Source organism: Mesorhizobium sp. W016, assembly GCF_054719485.1.
The window spans coordinates 1,230,748-1,246,419 of sequence record NZ_JBTTIF010000002.1; the positions used below are offsets into that span (position 1 = coordinate 1,230,748).

The window sequence follows — 15,672 nt, forward strand, 5'->3', positions numbered from 1 at the left end:
CAACCTTCCAGTGGAAGGTTGCGGCGGGGTCAGTGATCCATGGCCTTGACGATTTCCTCGGTCATCTTCTTGGCGTCGCCGAGCAGCATCATGGTGCCGTCCTTGTAGAACAGCGTGTTGTCGATGCCGGCGTAGCCCGAGCCGAGCGAGCGCTTGACGAACAGGCAGGTGCGGGCCTTGTCGACGTCGAGGATCGGCATACCGTAGATCGGCGACGACTTGTCGTCGCGCGCGGACGGATTGGTGACGTCATTGGCGCCGATGACATAGGCGACATCGGCCTGCGCGAACTCGGAGTTGATATCTTCCAGTTCGAACACTTCGTCATAGGGAACATTGGCTTCGGCGAGCAGCACGTTCATGTGGCCCGGCATGCGGCCTGCCACGGGGTGGATGGCGTATTTGACGTCGACGCCATTGGCCTTGAGCTTATCGGCCATTTCGCGCAGCGCGTGCTGGGCCTGGGCGACCGCCATGCCGTAGCCCGGCACGATGATGACCTTCTGTGCGTTCATCATCAGATAGGCAGCGTCGTCGGCCGAGCCCTGCTTGACCGTGCGTTCGATGCCGTCATCGGCAACCGCCGCGGTCTCGCCGCCGAAGCCGCCGAGGATGACCGAGATGAACGACCGGTTCATGCCCTTGCACATGATGTAGGACAGGATGGCGCCGGACGAGCCGACCAGAGCGCCGGTGATGATCAGCGCCAGATTGCCAAGCGTGAAGCCGAGTGCGGCCGCCGCCCAGCCGGAATAGGAATTCAGCATCGAGACGACGACCGGCATGTCGGCGCCGCCGATCGGGATGATCAAGAGGACGCCGAGCGCCAGCGACGCCGCGACGATCAGCCAGAACACCAGCTTGGCCTCGGTGGTGACCAGAAGCACGATCAGCACGATCAGCGCGATGCCGAGGACCGCGTTGATGATGTGACGGCCGCCGATCATGATCGGCTTGCCCGACATGCGGCCATCGAGCTTGAGGAAGGCGATGACGGAGCCGGTGAAAGTGATGGCGCCGATGGCAACGCCAAGGCTCATCTCGATCAGCGCCTGGGCGTGGATGTCGCCATTCGTGCCGATGCCGAAACTTTCCGGCGCGTAGATGGCGGCTGCCGCGACCATGACGGCGGCAAGGCCGACCAGCGAGTGGAAGGCGGCGACCAGCTGCGGCATCGACGTCATGGCGATGCGGCGCGCTGTAACGGCGCCGACGCCGCCGCCGATGGCTAGACCAAGCACGATCAGGCCGAAGCGCCCGGCGGACGGAGTCGCCAGCGCCAGCGTGGTGGCGATGGCAATGCCCATGCCGATCATGCCGTAGAGATTGCCTTGGCGGCTGGTGGTCGGATGCGACAGGCCGCGAAGCGCCATGATGAACAGGACGCCAGAGACCAGGTAGAGGAAGGACGCGAAGTTGGCGTTCATGGCGCTCTACCGGTCCTTCTTCTTGTACATGGCCAGCATGCGCTGGGTGACCAGGAAGCCGCCAAAGATGTTGACCGAGACCAGCATCAGCGCGACGAAGCCGAAGCCGGTGGCAATGCCGGAGGCCGAGATGCCGACGGCCAGCAGCGCGCCGACGACGATGACCGAGGAGATGGCGTTGGTGACCGCCATCAGCGGCGTGTGCAGCGCCGGCGTCACCGACCAGACGACGTAGTATCCGACGAAGATCGCAAGTACGAAGATGGCGAAGCGGAAGACGAAGGGATCGATGGCGCCGCCGGACAGTGCGTGCGCGGCATCGCCCGCCGCATCGGCGCCACCGGGCGCGTTGGCCAGGTTCTGCACAGCCAGCCGGACGGCGGCACTTGCCTGGTCGAGCTGATCGAGGGCTTTCTGCAAGGTCTGATCCATCACGCGATCCCCTTCGGCTTGGCGGCGGACTTGCCGGCAGTGGCTTTGTCGGACGCCTTTTTCGGTGCAGCCTTCTTCGGCGTGGCATCAGCCACCATGGTCTCCGCCGGAATGGCCGCCGGTTCGACATGGGGCTGTTCCGCCGCCTTGGCGAAGGCCGGATGCACCACGCGGCCAGCGTCGGTCAGCATCGTCGCCTTGACCAGATCGTCTTCGCGGTTGATGGCGAGCGTCTTGCTGGTCTTGTCGACCAGCGTCTCGAGGAAGGCGAACAGGTTCCTGGCGTAGAGCAGCGAGGCCGATGCGGCGACGCGGCCGGGCACGTTGAGGTGGCCGACGATTTTCACGCCATTGGCCGTGGTCACCACCTGGCCTGCAACTGCGCCTTCGACATTGCCGCCGCGCTCGACGGCGAGGTCGACGATCACCGAGCCCGGCTTCATCGAGGCGACCATCGCCGCCGACACCAGCTTCGGCGCCGGACGGCCGGGGATCAGCGCCGTGGTGATGACGATGTCCTGCTTGGCGATGTGCTCAGCGGTGAGCGCTGCCTGCTTGGCCTGGTACTCCTTCGACATTTCCTTGGCGTAGCCGCCGGCGGTCTCGGCCGCCTTGAACTCCTCGTCCTCGACGGCGAGGAACTTTGCGCCGAGCGACGCCACCTGTTCCTTGGCGGCGGGACGAACGTCGGTGGCGGTGACGACGGCGCCGAGACGGCGCGCCGTGGCGATCGCCTGCAGGCCGGCAACGCCGACGCCCATAATGAAGATCTTCGCTGCCGGCACGGTGCCGGCCGCCGTCATCATCATCGGCAGCGCGCGGTCATACTCCGACGCGCCGTCGATCACGGCCTGGTAGCCGGCGAGATTGGCCTGCGACGACAGCACGTCCATCGACTGGGCGCGGGTGATGCGCGGCATGAATTCCATCGAGAAGGCGGTGACCCCAGCCTCGGCAAGCGCCGCGACCGCGGCATCATTGCCGTAGGGATCCATGATGGCGATGACCGCCGCACCCGATTTGTAGCCCTTCAGCTCGGCGTTGGTCGGCCGGCGCACCTTCAGCACCACATCCGCCCGGCTCGCATCCGAAGCCTTGCCGATCGCGGCGCCCGCCTTGGCGAACTCCTCATCGGGAATGCGCGACCTGGTGCCGGCGCCCGTCTCGACGGTGACGTCGAAGCCCAGCGCCGCCAGCCGCTTCACGGTATCGGGCGAGGCCGCGACACGAGGCTCGCTGGCATCGAGCTCGCGAGGGATGAAAACCGTCTGTCCCACCGCATGATCCTTTCGGCTGGAACCTGTTTGCGCAAGAGTGCGGCTTTGCGAAAGAGTGCGGCCGGATGTCCGGCTACGCCCTTGGCAAGGGTCTGAAGAGACTATCGGAGAATGAAGGCGCCGAGGGCGAGGATCAGCACGAACAGGATGGTCGCGGAGAAGAAGCCGCCTGCGAAGAAGCCGAAAGCCATGGCCAGGAGCAGGGCGCCGCAGAACAGCGAGCCGTATTTGGCCAGCGCCAGAAAGCCATGATAGGTGCGGTCATGTTCGGCATAGTCCATCTTCGCGCCCAGTTCGACAGGACCGGTCGGCGTGTGATCAGCCATAGGAATACCCCTTCGAAGACATCTTTGAGGCACATAGCGAAAAGCCGGGCCAAGAGCAATGGCGCTATTGCCGCACGACCAGTGACAACAGCCTCAAAGGAATGTTGAAAGCCGGCAGTAGGGCTTGTCGCCGGCCTAACGTCGAACGTTGAGCGTTTTGCGTTTCAACCGGCTAAATGCGGAAACAGCCCGAGCAGCCCAATGACGATCAGATAGAGCGCGACGATGTAGTTGAGCAGCCGCGGCATCACCAGGATCAGCACGCCGGCAATCAGCGAGATCAGCGGGGTCAGTGCTAGCTCGGGAATATGCATGTCGGTTCCTTTCTATGGCCGCATCGGGGTCGTGACGTCCAGAACGCCGAAGCGGCCGGAAAGCTCCTCGCACCGGGCGCTAAAGTGCGCCGGCTTTGCCGACATTACGCTGCTTCGCGAAAATATTTGGCGGTGGGCAGGATAGTCAGCGGCGCGAGCTCGCCGGCCGGCGCCTTGGCAAACAGCATACGCCGCTCCAGCGCCGTCGACTGGAAGAAGGGAAAGCGCTCCAGCGTCGGGGCCATGTTCTGCTCGCAGATCGATTCATAGAAGAAGATCGGCATGGTGAAGGGCGGGTAGAGGCGCGGCTCGCCGACCTGCACCGATCCGAAGATGCGATGGTAGAAGGCCGTGTGCTCCTCGCGGATCATCGAAATGCAGCTGGTGGCGTTGAAGAAGGTGTTGGCGATAACCGCGAGCCGCAGCGTGACATAGGGCAGGGCGCGGTTGGCCGACGACATTTGCGGATCGATCGCCAACCGGCTCGGGTCGATGAAGGTTTCACCGCGCGCCAGCCGCAGCAGCAGCCGGTCGCCGAAAACGGTCATGATCGGCGCTTCGGGGGTCTCACGGGTCAAATGGTGGAGCCTGACGGTGCTGACCAGCTCGCCATCCATGAAGACGCCGAAACAGTAGCAATTGCGCACTTCGTCAAGGTGATCGACGAGCTTCTGTTCGGTAATGGTGTCAAGCAGGCCGTGTGTATGAAAGGCCTTGTAGCGCAGCCGGTAGACCGCTTCGAGATCCTCGCCGCTTTCGCAGCGCCGGTATTCGACACGCTCGAGGACGTCGAGGACGTTGCGGGCGAACAGGGAAGGCGGGCCAGATTTGACTGCCGCACCCGAAAGCACACCTGACTGATGCGTGTCCATTACTTCCCCTCGTACCGCCGCAGGAGAACAATACCGGACGACAGAAGGAACAAGAAGATGAAACTCTAATCGTCTGTGTTTACCGATCATTAACCTTAACAATCAGTTAACGTCTAGACAATACAACGCTTTTTAGACGGGCTTTTCAAGCGCAATTTAATGACGGGTCAGGGCGTGGCGAGTTTTGCCGCCGGCCGCAGCTCGGCGGCGAAAGGCCAGGTCACGTTGGACATGGTCTCTATGCCCGAGGCACTGAGTGCTGCGCCAAACAGGAAGCCCTGGACGAGGTCCGGCTTGACCGAATGCACCAGGATCTTCAGCTGTTCGAAGGTTTCCACACCTTCGATGGTGACGGTCAGCCCGAGCACGCGAGTCAGGTCGACGATGCCCTTCAACAAGTCGAGCGAACGCTTGTTCTGGGTCACGTCCATCAGGAACGAACGGTCGATCTTGATCTTGTCGAGCGGCAGCTTGTGGAGGTAGCTCAGGCTTGAATAGCCGGTGCCGAAATCGTCGAGCGCGATGCGAACGCCAAGCTGCTTCAGTTCCTCGATATACTGGCGCGTTAGCGATTTGTCGTCGAGCAGCGCGGTTTCGGTGACTTCGATCTCGAGGCGGCCGGCGGCGAGCCCCGAAGTGGCAAGCGCGTCGCGAACCTTCTGGACAACGTCGCGGTTGCGGAAATCCTTGGCCGAAAGGTTGACCGAGACGCTGGTCTGGCCCGGCCATTTGGCGCATTCGGCGCAGGCAGCCGCGAGCACAAAAGTGCTGATCTCGGAAATGATGCCCATTTCTTCGGCCAGCGGAATGAAGATGCTGGGCGAAACCGGCCCGAGATCGGGATGATCCCAGCGGCACAGGGCCTCGCAGCTGGCGATGCGCATGGTGTTCATCGCCACGATCGGCTGATAGACCACCCGCAGCGCCTTGCCTTCGACCGCCGTGCGCAGATCGGCCTTCATCAGCTGGCGGTTGCGGAACGCCGCATCCATCGCTGCTTCGAACAGCCGCCAGTTGTTCTTGCCGAGTTCCTTGGCCTTGTAGAGCGCCAGATCGGCCTTGACGATCATGGCGTCGACATCGGTGTCCTCGACCCTGGACAGCACGGCGCCCGCGCTTGCCTGGATGCGCAGACCGTGGCCTGCGACGTCGACCTCGCCCTGCAGATCGGCAAAGATCTGGTCGAGCAGGCCCGTCAGATGGCTTTCATCCTCGACGCGGTCGAAGAAGATCATGAACTCGTCGCCGCCGAAACGGCTGACATTGACGCCTTGCCCGGCGACGGCCGCCAGCCGCTCGGCAACGGCATAGATAAGTCCGTCGCCGACCGGATGGCCAAGGGTGTCGTTGACGCTCTTGAAATCGTCGAGATCGAGCACCGCCAGGGCACACAGGCGGTCGCGGCTGCCCGACGCCATGGCCTCGCCGACCAGCTCATGGAAATACGCGCGGTTCGGCAGGCCGGTAAGGCTGTCATAGCGCGCCATGAAGCGGATTTTTTCCTCAGCCTCGACGCGGGCGGTGACGTCCTCGAAGGTGATGACGCCGAGGTCCTGATTGCCTTCTCGGGCCGAGAACTCATAGTGCTGGCCATTGGAGAAGGAGACCAGCACCTTGCGGTCGCGGCCCTCGCGCAAGGCGCGCGTGAGCTGCGCTTCGACATAGCGACAGTCTTTCGGCGCCAGCATGCCGCCGGCGACGCCGCGCAGGAGCAGCGAATGGATCGACCGCCCGAGGAGCTGGTCGGGAGAGCGCAGCGACATCAGATGCGCGGCTTCGGCATTGCCGACCACGACCTTGCCGTCGGGGCCGAGCATGACCAGGCCATGCGACATGGTGTTGAGCGCGCGGTTGAAGCGCTCGGCGAGCCTGGCGGCCGTCTTGCGTTCCGAAATGGCGTTGAACAGCACGGTGCGGACGTGGCTGGCCATCCGGGTAATGATGAAGATGAACGGCACGATGTAGAGGCCGAGGATGAAATCGCCGAGATGCCCCTTGAGCATCAGCCCGACCGCGATCGGCAGCACGACCGTGAAGGCCTGCACCGCAACCATGGTCTTGGAGCCGTAATTGCGGCCGACAATGGTCACCGTCGAGCCCATTATGACGGCGATGGCGGCGCTTTCCCCGAAGACATCGGGAATGAGATAGATTGAGGTGAAGCAGAAAAGCCCCATGAAGAAAGCCTGGATGGTGCCGCCAACCAGGTAGTAGCGTTCCCACTTCTTGGCTTGTTCATAACTTTCGAAACTGCCTATGCGCAGGCCTTTGCGGATGCCGTAATAACGGTAAAGGCCGGCCGCAAGCATAAGCGCGGCCAATGCAAGATAGGCCGGATGCCCCGAGGTAAAATAAACCAGAATGCCGATGAGGCCATGGCAAAATGCGCCAATCAGCAGGATCCCGGGATCGTTGAACAACGATCGCACGAACCCAGCATAGACGTCCTCACCTATCTCTGCGGCTTTGTTTTCTTGCATGGCCTGCGGTGTCGCACGAACCGCAGTCATGTCACATTCGCCTTAAGAAAGGTTTAGAGATGCCGTTCCGACGCCTGGCGTCAAGTCGGCTCCATCGGCGTAAACCGCGAAAATTCGTGTTCAGGTAAACAAGGCGTATCGATCACTCGGCGGCCTGAAGTTCAGGCCGCGCCGGCGTGTTGGCCAGCCGCTCGACAAGCCTTGTGCGCTCGCCCTCTGCCTTTTCGGCGCTGGCTTGCCTGACATGGCCGTAGCCGCGAATGAGCGCCGGCACCGAGACAAGGGCGATGGCGGCCTCGATCCTGCCTGGCGCAAGTGCTTTGGCGACAAGCTCCAGATCGGCCTCATAGCGGGCCAGAAGCTGCCGCTCCATGCGCCGCTCGGCGCTGTAGCCGAACACGTCGAAGGCCGTGCCGCGCAGGCTTTTCAGCGCCGCCAGCAGGCGAAAACCCTTCATCATCCACGGGCCGAAGCTCGATTTCCTCGGCTTGCCGTCATTGCCGCGCCTGCCCATGATCGGCGGCGCCAGATGAAATTCGAGCTTTTCGTAGCTCTGGAACTGTTTTGACAGCTCCATAGCGAAGGAGCCGTCAGTGTAGAGCCGCGCCACCTCATATTCGTCCTTGATCGCCATCAGCTTGAACAGATTTTTGGCGGCTGCCTCGGTCACCGCGGTCGAGCCGGGCACGGCCTTTGCCTCGGCGGCACGCAGGACCGCCAGCCGCTCGACATAGCGCCTGCCATAGGCGGCATTCTGATAGGCAGAGAGGAAAGCGACGCGGCGGGCGATGATATCGTCCAGCGTCTCGGCGATCTCAGTGGCCTTGCTCGGTTGCGCGATGAGGCCGCGCACAAACTCCGGCTGATGCGCGGCGCGCCGGCCCCAGCGGAAGGCGGCGATGTTCATCGCCACCGCCTCGCCATTCAATTCAATCGCTCTTTCAACGGCTTGCGCGGACAGCGGCAGCCCGCCATGCTGGAAAGCGAAGCCGAGCATGAACATGTTGGCGCCGAGCGAATTGCCGAACAATTGGGTGGCGGTGCGCGTGGCGTCGAAGAAATGGGTCTTGTCTTCGCCGGCGGCAGCACGGATCGCCTTCTTCAGGCGCTCGATCGGCAGCGAGAAATCGGCCGAACGGGCGAACTCGCCAGGCATGATCTCGGCGGTGTTGGCGAGGAAGATGGTATGGCCTTCGCGTACCGCGCCAAGCACCTTCTTGGCGCCCGAGACGACGAGGTCGCAGCCGAGCACCAGGTCCGCCTTGCCGGCCGAAACGCGGATCGCGTGGATGTCGTCCGGGGTGCGGGCGATGCGGACATGGGTGAACACCGAGCCGCCCTTCTGGGCGAGGCCGGCCATGTCGATCATGCCGCAGCCCTTGTCCTCGAGATGGGCGGCCATGCCGAGCACAGCACCTATGGTGACGACGCCGGTGCCGCCGACGCCGTCGATGATCGCCGCCCAACCCTCGCTACCGAGCGGGAATTCGGCCGGCACCGGCACGCCGTCAAGCGGGTCGGAGCGGCCGGCAATGCCTTCGGCCTTCCTGATCTTGGCGCCGTGCACGGTGACGAAGGACGGGCAGAAGCCGTTGACGCAGGAGAAATCCTTGTTGCAGCTCGACTGGTCTATTCTGCGCTTGCGGCCGAACTCGGTCTCGACCGGCTGGATCGAGACGCAGTTCGATTGCAGGCCGCAATCGCCGCAGCCCTCGCAGACCAGTTCGTTGATGAAGACCCGCTTGTCGGGATCCGGGAAGGTGCCGCGCTTGCGGCGGCGGCGCTTTTCGGCGGCGCAGGTCTGGTCGTAGAGCAGCACCGAGACGCCCTTGACGTCGCGCAGCTCGCGCTGGACGAGGTCGAGGTCGTCGCGGTGGTGGATGGTGGCGCCGGAGGGGAATTCGGCCTTCCCCGCATATTTCTCCGGCTCGTCGGTGACGATGGCGATGCGCTCGACGCCTTCGGCGCGCACCTGCCTGGCGATCATGTCGACAGTCAGGCCGCCCTCATGCGGCTGACCGCCGGTCATGGCGACGGCGTCGTTGTAGAGGATCTTGTAGGTGATGTTGGCATCGGTCGACAGCGCGAAGCGGATCGCCAGCGTGCCGGAGTGATTGTAGGTCCCGTCGCCGAGATTCTGGAAAATGTGGCCGCGCTTGGAGAATGGCGCCTGGCCGACCCATTGTGCGCCCTCGCCGCCCATGGCGGTGAAGCCGACCGTGTTGCGGTCCATCCACAGCGCCATGAAATGGCAGCCGATACCGGCGGCGGCGATCGAGCCGTCGGGCACCTTGGTCGAGGAATTGTGCGGGCAGCCGGAGCAGAAGAACGGCGTGCGCGAACCGATATCGCTGGTGTCGGCAAGCATCGCCTGGAACTGGCGCAGCTTTGCCACCTTGGCAGCGATCTCTTCCGAAGAGCCGATTGTGCGCAGGATGCGCTCGCCCAGCGCAATGGCGATCTCGTTGGGGTCGAGCGCGCCCTTGGCCGGGAACAGCCAGTCGCCGCGCTCGTCCTTCTTGCCGACGATCGTCGGCTGCGTGGCGGTGCCGTAGAGGTTTTCGCGCAGCTGCACCTCGATAAGCGAGCGCTTCTCCTCGACGACGACGATGGTGTCGAGGCCGCGGGCGAATTCTGAGATATGCTGCAGGTCGAGCGGCCACGGGCAGCCGACCTTGAACAGGCGGATGCCGATGCGGCCGGCGGCGGCCTCGTCGATGCCGATATCTTCCAGCGCCTGGCGGACATCGAGATAGCTTTTGCCGAGCGTGATGATACCGAGCTTCGGCGCGCGCCCGCCCGAATAGACGATGCGGTTCAGGCCGTTGGCATGGATGAAGGCGGACGCAGCGGCGCGCTTGTATTCGTGCAGGCGCTCCTCCTGGCCGAGCATGTCGATCTCATCGCGGATGTTGAGGCCGCCGGGCGGCATATCGAACTCCGGCACGACGATGTTCAGGCGCTCGAGCGCGGCATCGACGGAGGCCGAGGATTCGATGTTGTCCTTGACGCATTTGATCGCCGCCCAGGTGCCGGCGAAGCGCGACATGGCAAAGCCGTAGAGGCCGTAGTCGATGATCTCCTGAACGCCGGCCGGGTTGAGGATCGGCACCATGGTGTCGACGAACAGGAATTCGGTGGCGTGCGCATTGGTCGATGATTCGGCCATATGGTCGTCGCCCATCAGCGCAAGCACGCCGCCATACTTCGACGATCCCGCGAGGTTGGCGTGGCGGAAAACGTCGCCGGAGCGGTCGACGCCCGGACCCTTGCCGTACCAGACCGAAAACACGCCGTCATGCGTGCCTTCACCCAGCAATCCCGTCTGCTGAGAGCCCCAGCAGGCGGTGGCGGCAAGCTCCTCGTTGAGGCCGGGCTGGAAAACGATGTCGGCCTGCGCCAGCTGCTTTTTCGCCCGCCACAGCTGCATGTCGAGGCCGCCGAGCGGCGAGCCGCGATAACCGGACACGAAGCCGGCCGTGTTGAGGCCGGCCTGGCGGTCGCGCTCGCGCTGCATCAAAAGCATGCGGATGACCGCCTGTGCGCCGGACAGGAAGATGCGCTCCTTACCGAGATCGAACTTGTCGTCGAGCGCGACGTCGTGCAGCGTCATCAGGCATTTCCTCTGCGGAGACAGCACCGGGGCGCGCAGCCAACGTAGGAGTGAGATGGCGCAGTCTTTCTCCGCTTGCAAGGCAGGTCAAACGAAATCGAAAGTGCCAGGCAAAGCGCAACGAACGATCCGCTGCCGTCGCGTATTCGGCACGAAATCGGTCCGCGGCGGTTGTCCGGCGACCAGAAATTTCCACGCAGTCGCGCCGGGCAAAGACGCGTCAGCCTTTCGAGCAATCCGGCTTCGGCTCACCCGGCAGCTTGCCGTCGGGATGGCCGGCAAGATCGGGATTGGCCGTATAGAGCTGGTCGACCACCAGCGGCCGGTCGGGAAGGATCGACTGGTCCTCGCTCGACATCAGCGTCGTGTCGATCTTCTGCAGGAACGTGCCGTCAGGACCCCTGATGCTGATCGAAATCGCATAGGGCTTGTCCTTGACGATACAGGTCAGCGCCGGGCTTTCCAGGCTGACCTTGTCGAGCTTCGGCCAGACCTTCTGCTCGATCACCAGGGGAGAACCGCCGGCCGGATTCTGGAAGCTGGCGACCGCAACCTGGCCTTCGCCCATCGGCTGCAGGGGCCGCAGCGTCACGACATAGGTCGCCCGGGCGAGACGGTAGTTGAAGACGACGACCTTGCCGGAAACCTCGAACAGCTTGCCGTCGCCGCCGGTGTCGCGGCAGGCGCCAAGCGCAACGGCTGCAATGAGCGCAGCACCGACAAGGATCGAACGAAAAACAACCCTAGGCATTGTTGACCTCATGTGCCGCCGTGCGGCGGCGGCGATAGTGACGGCTTGCTTTCTGGCGGTTGCCGCACACAGCCATATCGCACCAAAGGCGGCTGGAATTGCGGCTCCTGTCGAGAAACAGCCAGCTGCAATTGGGACAGATCCTGAGCCTGGCGACCGTGTCGTCGCGCAGCAGCGACAAGGCCGAAACCGCCAGCGCCGCCTCGAACGCGATCGGCGTCGCCGGATCGCCGAACGGTCTGCCCGGGGCGCCGATTTCGGCCGGGCTCCGATCGAGGCCGTCGGCGCAGGCCTTGAGAAAAGCGGCGAGGTCGCCGGCGGCAAGCGCGCCTTTCGACACCGCGCCGCGAAACAGGCGGTCGGTCGTCTCGCGGATCGCCAGCACCACCGGCGCGATGCTGTCCGGCGAGGTCGCCTCTAGCGGTCTGCCGCCAAGCTCGGCACCGCGAAAGCCGGTTGCGGCGTTGGCGAAGCGCGCGATCTCGGCCGGATCGGCAAAACGGTCGAAAGTCTTTTCCGGATCGTTGCGCAACACCACGGTGTTGGCCGTATCGAGCGCAAGAATGCCGCCGGTGAAGCGATGTGGGCTCCAAGATACTGTCATATCAGAAATCTAACCGATAAATCGCGTTTGACAAGTTAGATTTTACGATGCAAACCTTGGCGCGGGCTCCGGCGCCCGGAAAGCTGTCTATGCTCTATTTCTTCCAGCAGGTGCTGAACGGGCTGCATTCCGGCGCGCTCTATGCGCTGCTTGCCTTCGGCTACGTGCTGACCAATGGCATCCTGCACCGGACCAATCTCGCCTATGGCGCGCTGTTCGCCTTTTGCGGCCAGACGATGATCCTGACCGTGGCCTTCGGCTATCAGGTATTGTGGCTGACCTTGCTGGCGGCAGTGGTGCTCGGCGTCGTCACGGCTTTCCTTTATGCCGCGCTGATCGGCCACGTGCTGTCGCGCAGCGTCTTCGAACCGCTGGCCGACCGCACGCCCAATGCCATTGTGGTGACGACGCTCGGCATCCTGCTGGTGCTGTCGGAAGCAAGCCGTATCGCCGCCGACACGCATGATTGGTGGCTGCCGCCGATGCTGGCGCAGCCCATCGTTTTTGCTCAGGATGCCGGCTTCCAGGCGACGCTGACGCTGATCCAGCTCATCGATTGCGCGGTGGTTCTGGCGGCAATCATGCTCGCTGCATGGGCGTTTGCCCGCTCGGGCTTCGGCCGCCGCTGGCGCGCCGTCTCCGACGATCCCAAAGCGGCTGCCATGTGCGGCGTGGACGTGCGCGCAGTGTTCCGGCATGCGGTGCTGTTCGGCGGTTTCTGCGCCGCGCTGGCCGGAATCATGGCCGCCCTTTACTACGGCAATGTCAGCTTCGGCTCCGGCCTCGTCTACGGGCTGAAAATCCTGTTCGTGACGGCGGTGGGCGGCTATCTCTCTCCGCCTCGGGCCGCGCTCGGTGCGGCCGCCTTCGGCATGGCGGAGTCGCTATGGGCCGGCTATTTCCCGATCGAATGGCGCGATGGCTGGATGTATCTGTTCCTGGTCGCGGCACTTGTGCTGATCGGTCCCGGCCGCGACCAGCAGAAGATCGCCTGATCGCCGCATCCGCTGTCAGACTTTGGTTGCATGACGCAGCAGCCGGTCGGCACTTATCCCCTGCCTCCCGTCACGACGGCGTTGATCGCGCCCATGCCATGTTGACCCGCCGAACCACGCACGGCATACCGTTGGGCCACAGCGGCGCGACGGAAAATAGGGGAGCCGGCGCGCCTTCGACCTCAGGGAGGAAATGCATGGCAGGGCTGCTCGCTCTATCCAGAACGATCGACCGTATGAACGAGTTCATCGGCCGGTGGATATCGTGGCTGATCCTGCTGGCAATCCTGGTCAGCGCCGCCAATGCCATCATCCGCAAGGTCTTCGACGTCTCGTCGAATGCCTGGCTGGAACTGCAGTGGTACCTGTTCGGCGCCGCCTTCATGCTGGCCGCCGCCTACACGCTGAAACAGAACGACCATATCCGCATCGACATCGTCTACGGCATGTGGTCGCGCCGCGTGCAGCACTGGATCGACCTGCTCGGCCATGTCTTCTTCCTGATGCCGTTCGTGACGCTGATGGTGATCTATTTTATACCCTACGTGTCGCTGTCGTTCCGCAGCGGCGAAATGTCGAACAATTCCGGCGGCCTGATCATCTGGCCGGCCAAGGCGATCCTGCTCGTCGGCTTCTTTCTGCTGGCGCTGCAGGGCATCTCCGAGATCATCAAGAAGATCGCCATCATGCGCGGCGACATGGACGATCCCAATCCGTTCATCTCGGTGCACGAACAGGCCGAGCTCGAGGCGAAAGCCCTTGCCGAAGAAGCCAAGGCGCTCGCCCAGGAGGCGCGCCCATGATCGAGTTCATCGCCCAGAACATGGCGCCGATCATGTTCGCTTCGCTGATCATCTTCCTGCTGATCGGCTATCCCGTCGCTTTTTCACTCGCCGCAAACGGCCTGATGTTCTTCTTCATCGGTGTCGTGCTGTCGCCCTATTCGGGCGGCTCGATCAACCTGGCGTGGCCGCTGCTGCATGCGCTGCCCGACAATTTCTACGGCAGCCGGGTGATGTCGAACGACACGCTCTTGGCAATCCCGTTCTTCACCTTCATGGGCATCGTGCTGGAACGATCGGGCATGGCCGAGGACCTGCTCGACACGATCGGCCAGCTGTTCGGCCCGGTTCGCGGCGGCCTTGCCTATGCGGTGATTTTCGTCGGCGCGCTGCTTGCCGCGACCACGGGCGTGGTCGCGGCTTCGGTCATCGCCATGGGCCTGATCTCGCTGCCGATCATGCTGCGCTACGGCTATGACCGACGACTGGCGTCGGGCGTCATCGCGGCATCCGGCACACTCGCCCAGATCATCCCGCCGTCGCTGGTGCTGATCGTTCTGGCCGACCAGCTCGGCCGTTCGGTCGGCGACATGTATGCCGGCGCGCTGATCCCCGGCCTGGTGCTGACCGGCCTTTACACGCTCTACATCCTGATCATGTCGATCGTCCGGCCGAACTCGATGCCGGCGTTGCCGCTGGCGGCCCGCACGCTTGGCCACGGCGTGCTGTCGCTGCTCGCGGCACTGCTGGTGGCAGTCGCGGCTTCCTATGCGGCCTATCGCTACCTTGCGCCGGCGCATGGCGACAATGCCGATATCCTTGGCGCCAGCATCGGGGTGATCCTGATCTATATCGTGGCGATCGCCGACAAGGGCCTGAACATCAACATGATGTCCAGGTTGGCGCAGCAGGTGATCATCGTTTTGATCCCGCCTCTGGCGCTGATCTTCCTGGTGCTGGGCACCATCTTCCTCGGCATCGCCACCCCGACGGAGGGCGGCGCCATGGGCGCGGTTGGCGCCCTGGCGATGGCGGCAATGAAGGGGCGGTTGTCGCTGGATGTCATCAAACAGGCGCTCGCGTCGACCACCAGGCTTTCCTCCTTCGTGCTGTTCATCCTGATCGGCGCGCGGGTGTTCTCGCTGACCTTCTACGGCGTCAACGGCCACGTCTGGGTCGAGCATTTGTTGACGTCGCTGCCGGGCGGCGAAGTCGGCTTCCTGATCGGCGTCAACATCCTGGTCTTCGTGCTCGCCTTCTTCCTCGACTTCTTCGAGCTCGCCTTCATCATCGTACCGCTCTTGGCGCCGGCTGCCGATAAGCTCGGCATCGACCTGATCTGGTTCGGCGTGCTGCTCGGCGTCAACATGCAGACAAGCTTCATGCACCCGCCTTTCGGCTTTGCGCTGTTCTACCTGCGCTCTGTCGCCGCGCGCGTGCCCTATCTCGATCGCCTCACCGGCAAGCAGATCGCGCCGGTGACCACCGGCCAGATCTATTGGGGCGCCGTGCCCTTCGTCTGCATCCAGGTGATCATGATCGGGCTGACCATCGCCTTCCCGCAAATGGTCATGCGCTACAAGGGTGCGGCCGTCGATCCGGGAACGATCGAGATCAACTTGCCTGATATGCCAGGCCTTGCGCCTCTCGGCACACCACCACCAGCCAACGGTGGCCCATCACCCGCGGCGCCACCGTCGAACGATCTCTCGCAGCCGCCGAATTTCGGCGAGACGCCGCCCGCCAAGCCGGCGGCGCCGGCGACCGACCTGTCGCAGCCGCCGAACTTCAACTGATGT

Annotated in this window: 13 protein-coding genes; 3 read left to right on the forward strand and 10 right to left on the reverse strand. The window is 63.6% G+C overall.

What is annotated here, in order from left to right; all coding sequences use genetic code 11:
- Nucleotides 1–29: 29 nt before the first annotated feature.
- The 10 genes from ACYG9V_RS06525 to ACYG9V_RS06570 form a co-directional block, all read right to left on the reverse strand.
- A complete protein-coding gene (locus tag ACYG9V_RS06525; protein WP_023671337.1) occupies nucleotides 30–1,427 on the reverse strand; it encodes an NAD(P)(+) transhydrogenase (Re/Si-specific) subunit beta in 1,398 nt (465 codons plus the stop codon).
- Between the two features lie 6 nt (nucleotides 1,428–1,433).
- Nucleotides 1,434–1,859 (reverse strand): proton-translocating transhydrogenase family protein, encoded by a 426-nt coding sequence (locus ACYG9V_RS06530; RefSeq protein WP_032885960.1) that lies wholly within the window; start codon nucleotides 1,857–1,859, stop codon nucleotides 1,434–1,436.
- Nucleotides 1,859–3,136: a Re/Si-specific NAD(P)(+) transhydrogenase subunit alpha gene (locus ACYG9V_RS06535; RefSeq protein ID WP_023739660.1), complete on the reverse strand. Its 1,278-nt coding sequence runs from the start codon at nucleotides 3,134–3,136 to the stop codon at nucleotides 1,859–1,861. The genes ACYG9V_RS06530 and ACYG9V_RS06535 overlap by 1 nt, the downstream gene beginning before the upstream one ends.
- 101 nt (nucleotides 3,137–3,237) lie before the next feature.
- On the reverse strand, nucleotides 3,238–3,462 hold the full coding sequence (locus ACYG9V_RS06540; protein ID WP_023671340.1) for an aa3-type cytochrome c oxidase subunit IV: 225 nt from the start codon (nucleotides 3,460–3,462) through the stop codon (nucleotides 3,238–3,240).
- A 164-nt stretch (nucleotides 3,463–3,626) separates the two neighbouring features.
- The gene (locus tag ACYG9V_RS06545; protein WP_023671341.1) at nucleotides 3,627–3,776 is read right to left on the reverse strand and encodes a DUF3096 domain-containing protein; all 150 of its coding nucleotides are present in this window, start codon (nucleotides 3,774–3,776) and stop codon (nucleotides 3,627–3,629) included.
- Nucleotides 3,777–3,880: 104 nt separating this feature from the next.
- Nucleotides 3,881–4,648, reverse strand: a complete 768-nt coding sequence (locus tag ACYG9V_RS06550; RefSeq protein WP_023671342.1) for an N-acyl amino acid synthase FeeM domain-containing protein — start codon at nucleotides 4,646–4,648, stop codon at nucleotides 3,881–3,883.
- Between the two features lie 167 nt (nucleotides 4,649–4,815).
- Nucleotides 4,816–7,128, reverse strand: coding sequence for a putative bifunctional diguanylate cyclase/phosphodiesterase (locus ACYG9V_RS06555; RefSeq protein WP_352543933.1), 2,313 nt, complete (start codon nucleotides 7,126–7,128; stop codon nucleotides 4,816–4,818).
- A gap of 142 nt (nucleotides 7,129–7,270) precedes the next feature.
- Nucleotides 7,271–10,741, reverse strand: coding sequence for an indolepyruvate ferredoxin oxidoreductase family protein (locus ACYG9V_RS06560; protein WP_023745818.1), 3,471 nt, complete (start codon nucleotides 10,739–10,741; stop codon nucleotides 7,271–7,273).
- Between the two features lie 220 nt (nucleotides 10,742–10,961).
- Nucleotides 10,962–11,492 carry a hypothetical protein gene (locus tag ACYG9V_RS06565; protein ID WP_023745817.1) on the reverse strand — a complete coding sequence of 177 codons (531 nt, stop codon included), beginning with the start codon at nucleotides 11,490–11,492 and terminating at the stop codon, nucleotides 10,962–10,964.
- Nucleotides 11,485–12,096, reverse strand: a complete 612-nt coding sequence (locus ACYG9V_RS06570) for a CGNR zinc finger domain-containing protein (protein ID WP_352764848.1) — start codon at nucleotides 12,094–12,096, stop codon at nucleotides 11,485–11,487. The genes ACYG9V_RS06565 and ACYG9V_RS06570 overlap by 8 nt, the downstream gene beginning before the upstream one ends.
- 89 nt (nucleotides 12,097–12,185) lie before the next feature.
- Here ACYG9V_RS06570 and ACYG9V_RS06575 point away from each other — a divergent pair, with 89 nt between their 5' ends.
- The 3 genes from ACYG9V_RS06575 (at nucleotide 12,186) to ACYG9V_RS06585 (ending at nucleotide 15,669) form a co-directional block, all read left to right on the forward strand.
- On the forward strand, nucleotides 12,186–13,091 hold the full coding sequence (locus ACYG9V_RS06575) for a branched-chain amino acid ABC transporter permease (RefSeq protein WP_023695936.1): 906 nt from the start codon (nucleotides 12,186–12,188) through the stop codon (nucleotides 13,089–13,091).
- Between the two features lie 197 nt (nucleotides 13,092–13,288).
- Nucleotides 13,289–13,894, forward strand: a complete 606-nt coding sequence (locus tag ACYG9V_RS06580; RefSeq protein ID WP_023671348.1) for a TRAP transporter small permease subunit — start codon at nucleotides 13,289–13,291, stop codon at nucleotides 13,892–13,894.
- Nucleotides 13,891–15,669, forward strand: coding sequence for a TRAP transporter large permease (locus tag ACYG9V_RS06585; protein ID WP_023683516.1), 1,779 nt, complete (start codon nucleotides 13,891–13,893; stop codon nucleotides 15,667–15,669). The genes ACYG9V_RS06580 and ACYG9V_RS06585 overlap by 4 nt, the downstream gene beginning before the upstream one ends.
- Nucleotides 15,670–15,672: the final 3 nt, after the last annotated feature.

Coding starts and splice junctions, on each gene's coding strand:
- ACYG9V_RS06525 (WP_023671337.1), bottom strand. CDS start 1,427: ATGAACGCCAACTTCGCGTCCTTCCTCTACCTGGTCTCTGGCGTCCTG.
- ACYG9V_RS06530 (WP_032885960.1), bottom strand. CDS start 1,859: ATGGATCAGACCTTGCAGAAAGCCCTCGATCAGCTCGACCAGGCAAGT.
- ACYG9V_RS06540 (WP_023671340.1), bottom strand. CDS start 3,462: ATGGCTGATCACACGCCGACCGGTCCTGTCGAACTGGGCGCGAAGATG.
- ACYG9V_RS06545 (WP_023671341.1), bottom strand. CDS start 3,776: ATGCATATTCCCGAGCTAGCACTGACCCCGCTGATCTCGCTGATTGCC.
- ACYG9V_RS06550 (WP_023671342.1), bottom strand. CDS start 4,648: ATGGACACGCATCAGTCAGGTGTGCTTTCGGGTGCGGCAGTCAAATCT.
- ACYG9V_RS06555 (WP_352543933.1), bottom strand. CDS start 7,128: ATGCAAGAAAACAAAGCCGCAGAGATAGGTGAGGACGTCTATGCTGGG.
- ACYG9V_RS06560 (WP_023745818.1), bottom strand. CDS start 10,741: ATGACGCTGCACGACGTCGCGCTCGACGACAAGTTCGATCTCGGTAAG.
- ACYG9V_RS06565 (WP_023745817.1), bottom strand. CDS start 11,492: ATGCCTAGGGTTGTTTTTCGTTCGATCCTTGTCGGTGCTGCGCTCATT.
- ACYG9V_RS06570 (WP_352764848.1), bottom strand. CDS start 12,096: ATGACAGTATCTTGGAGCCCACATCGCTTCACCGGCGGCATTCTTGCG.
- ACYG9V_RS06575 (WP_023695936.1), top strand. CDS start 12,186: ATGCTCTATTTCTTCCAGCAGGTGCTGAACGGGCTGCATTCCGGCGCG.
- ACYG9V_RS06580 (WP_023671348.1), top strand. CDS start 13,289: ATGGCAGGGCTGCTCGCTCTATCCAGAACGATCGACCGTATGAACGAG.
- ACYG9V_RS06585 (WP_023683516.1), top strand. CDS start 13,891: ATGATCGAGTTCATCGCCCAGAACATGGCGCCGATCATGTTCGCTTCG.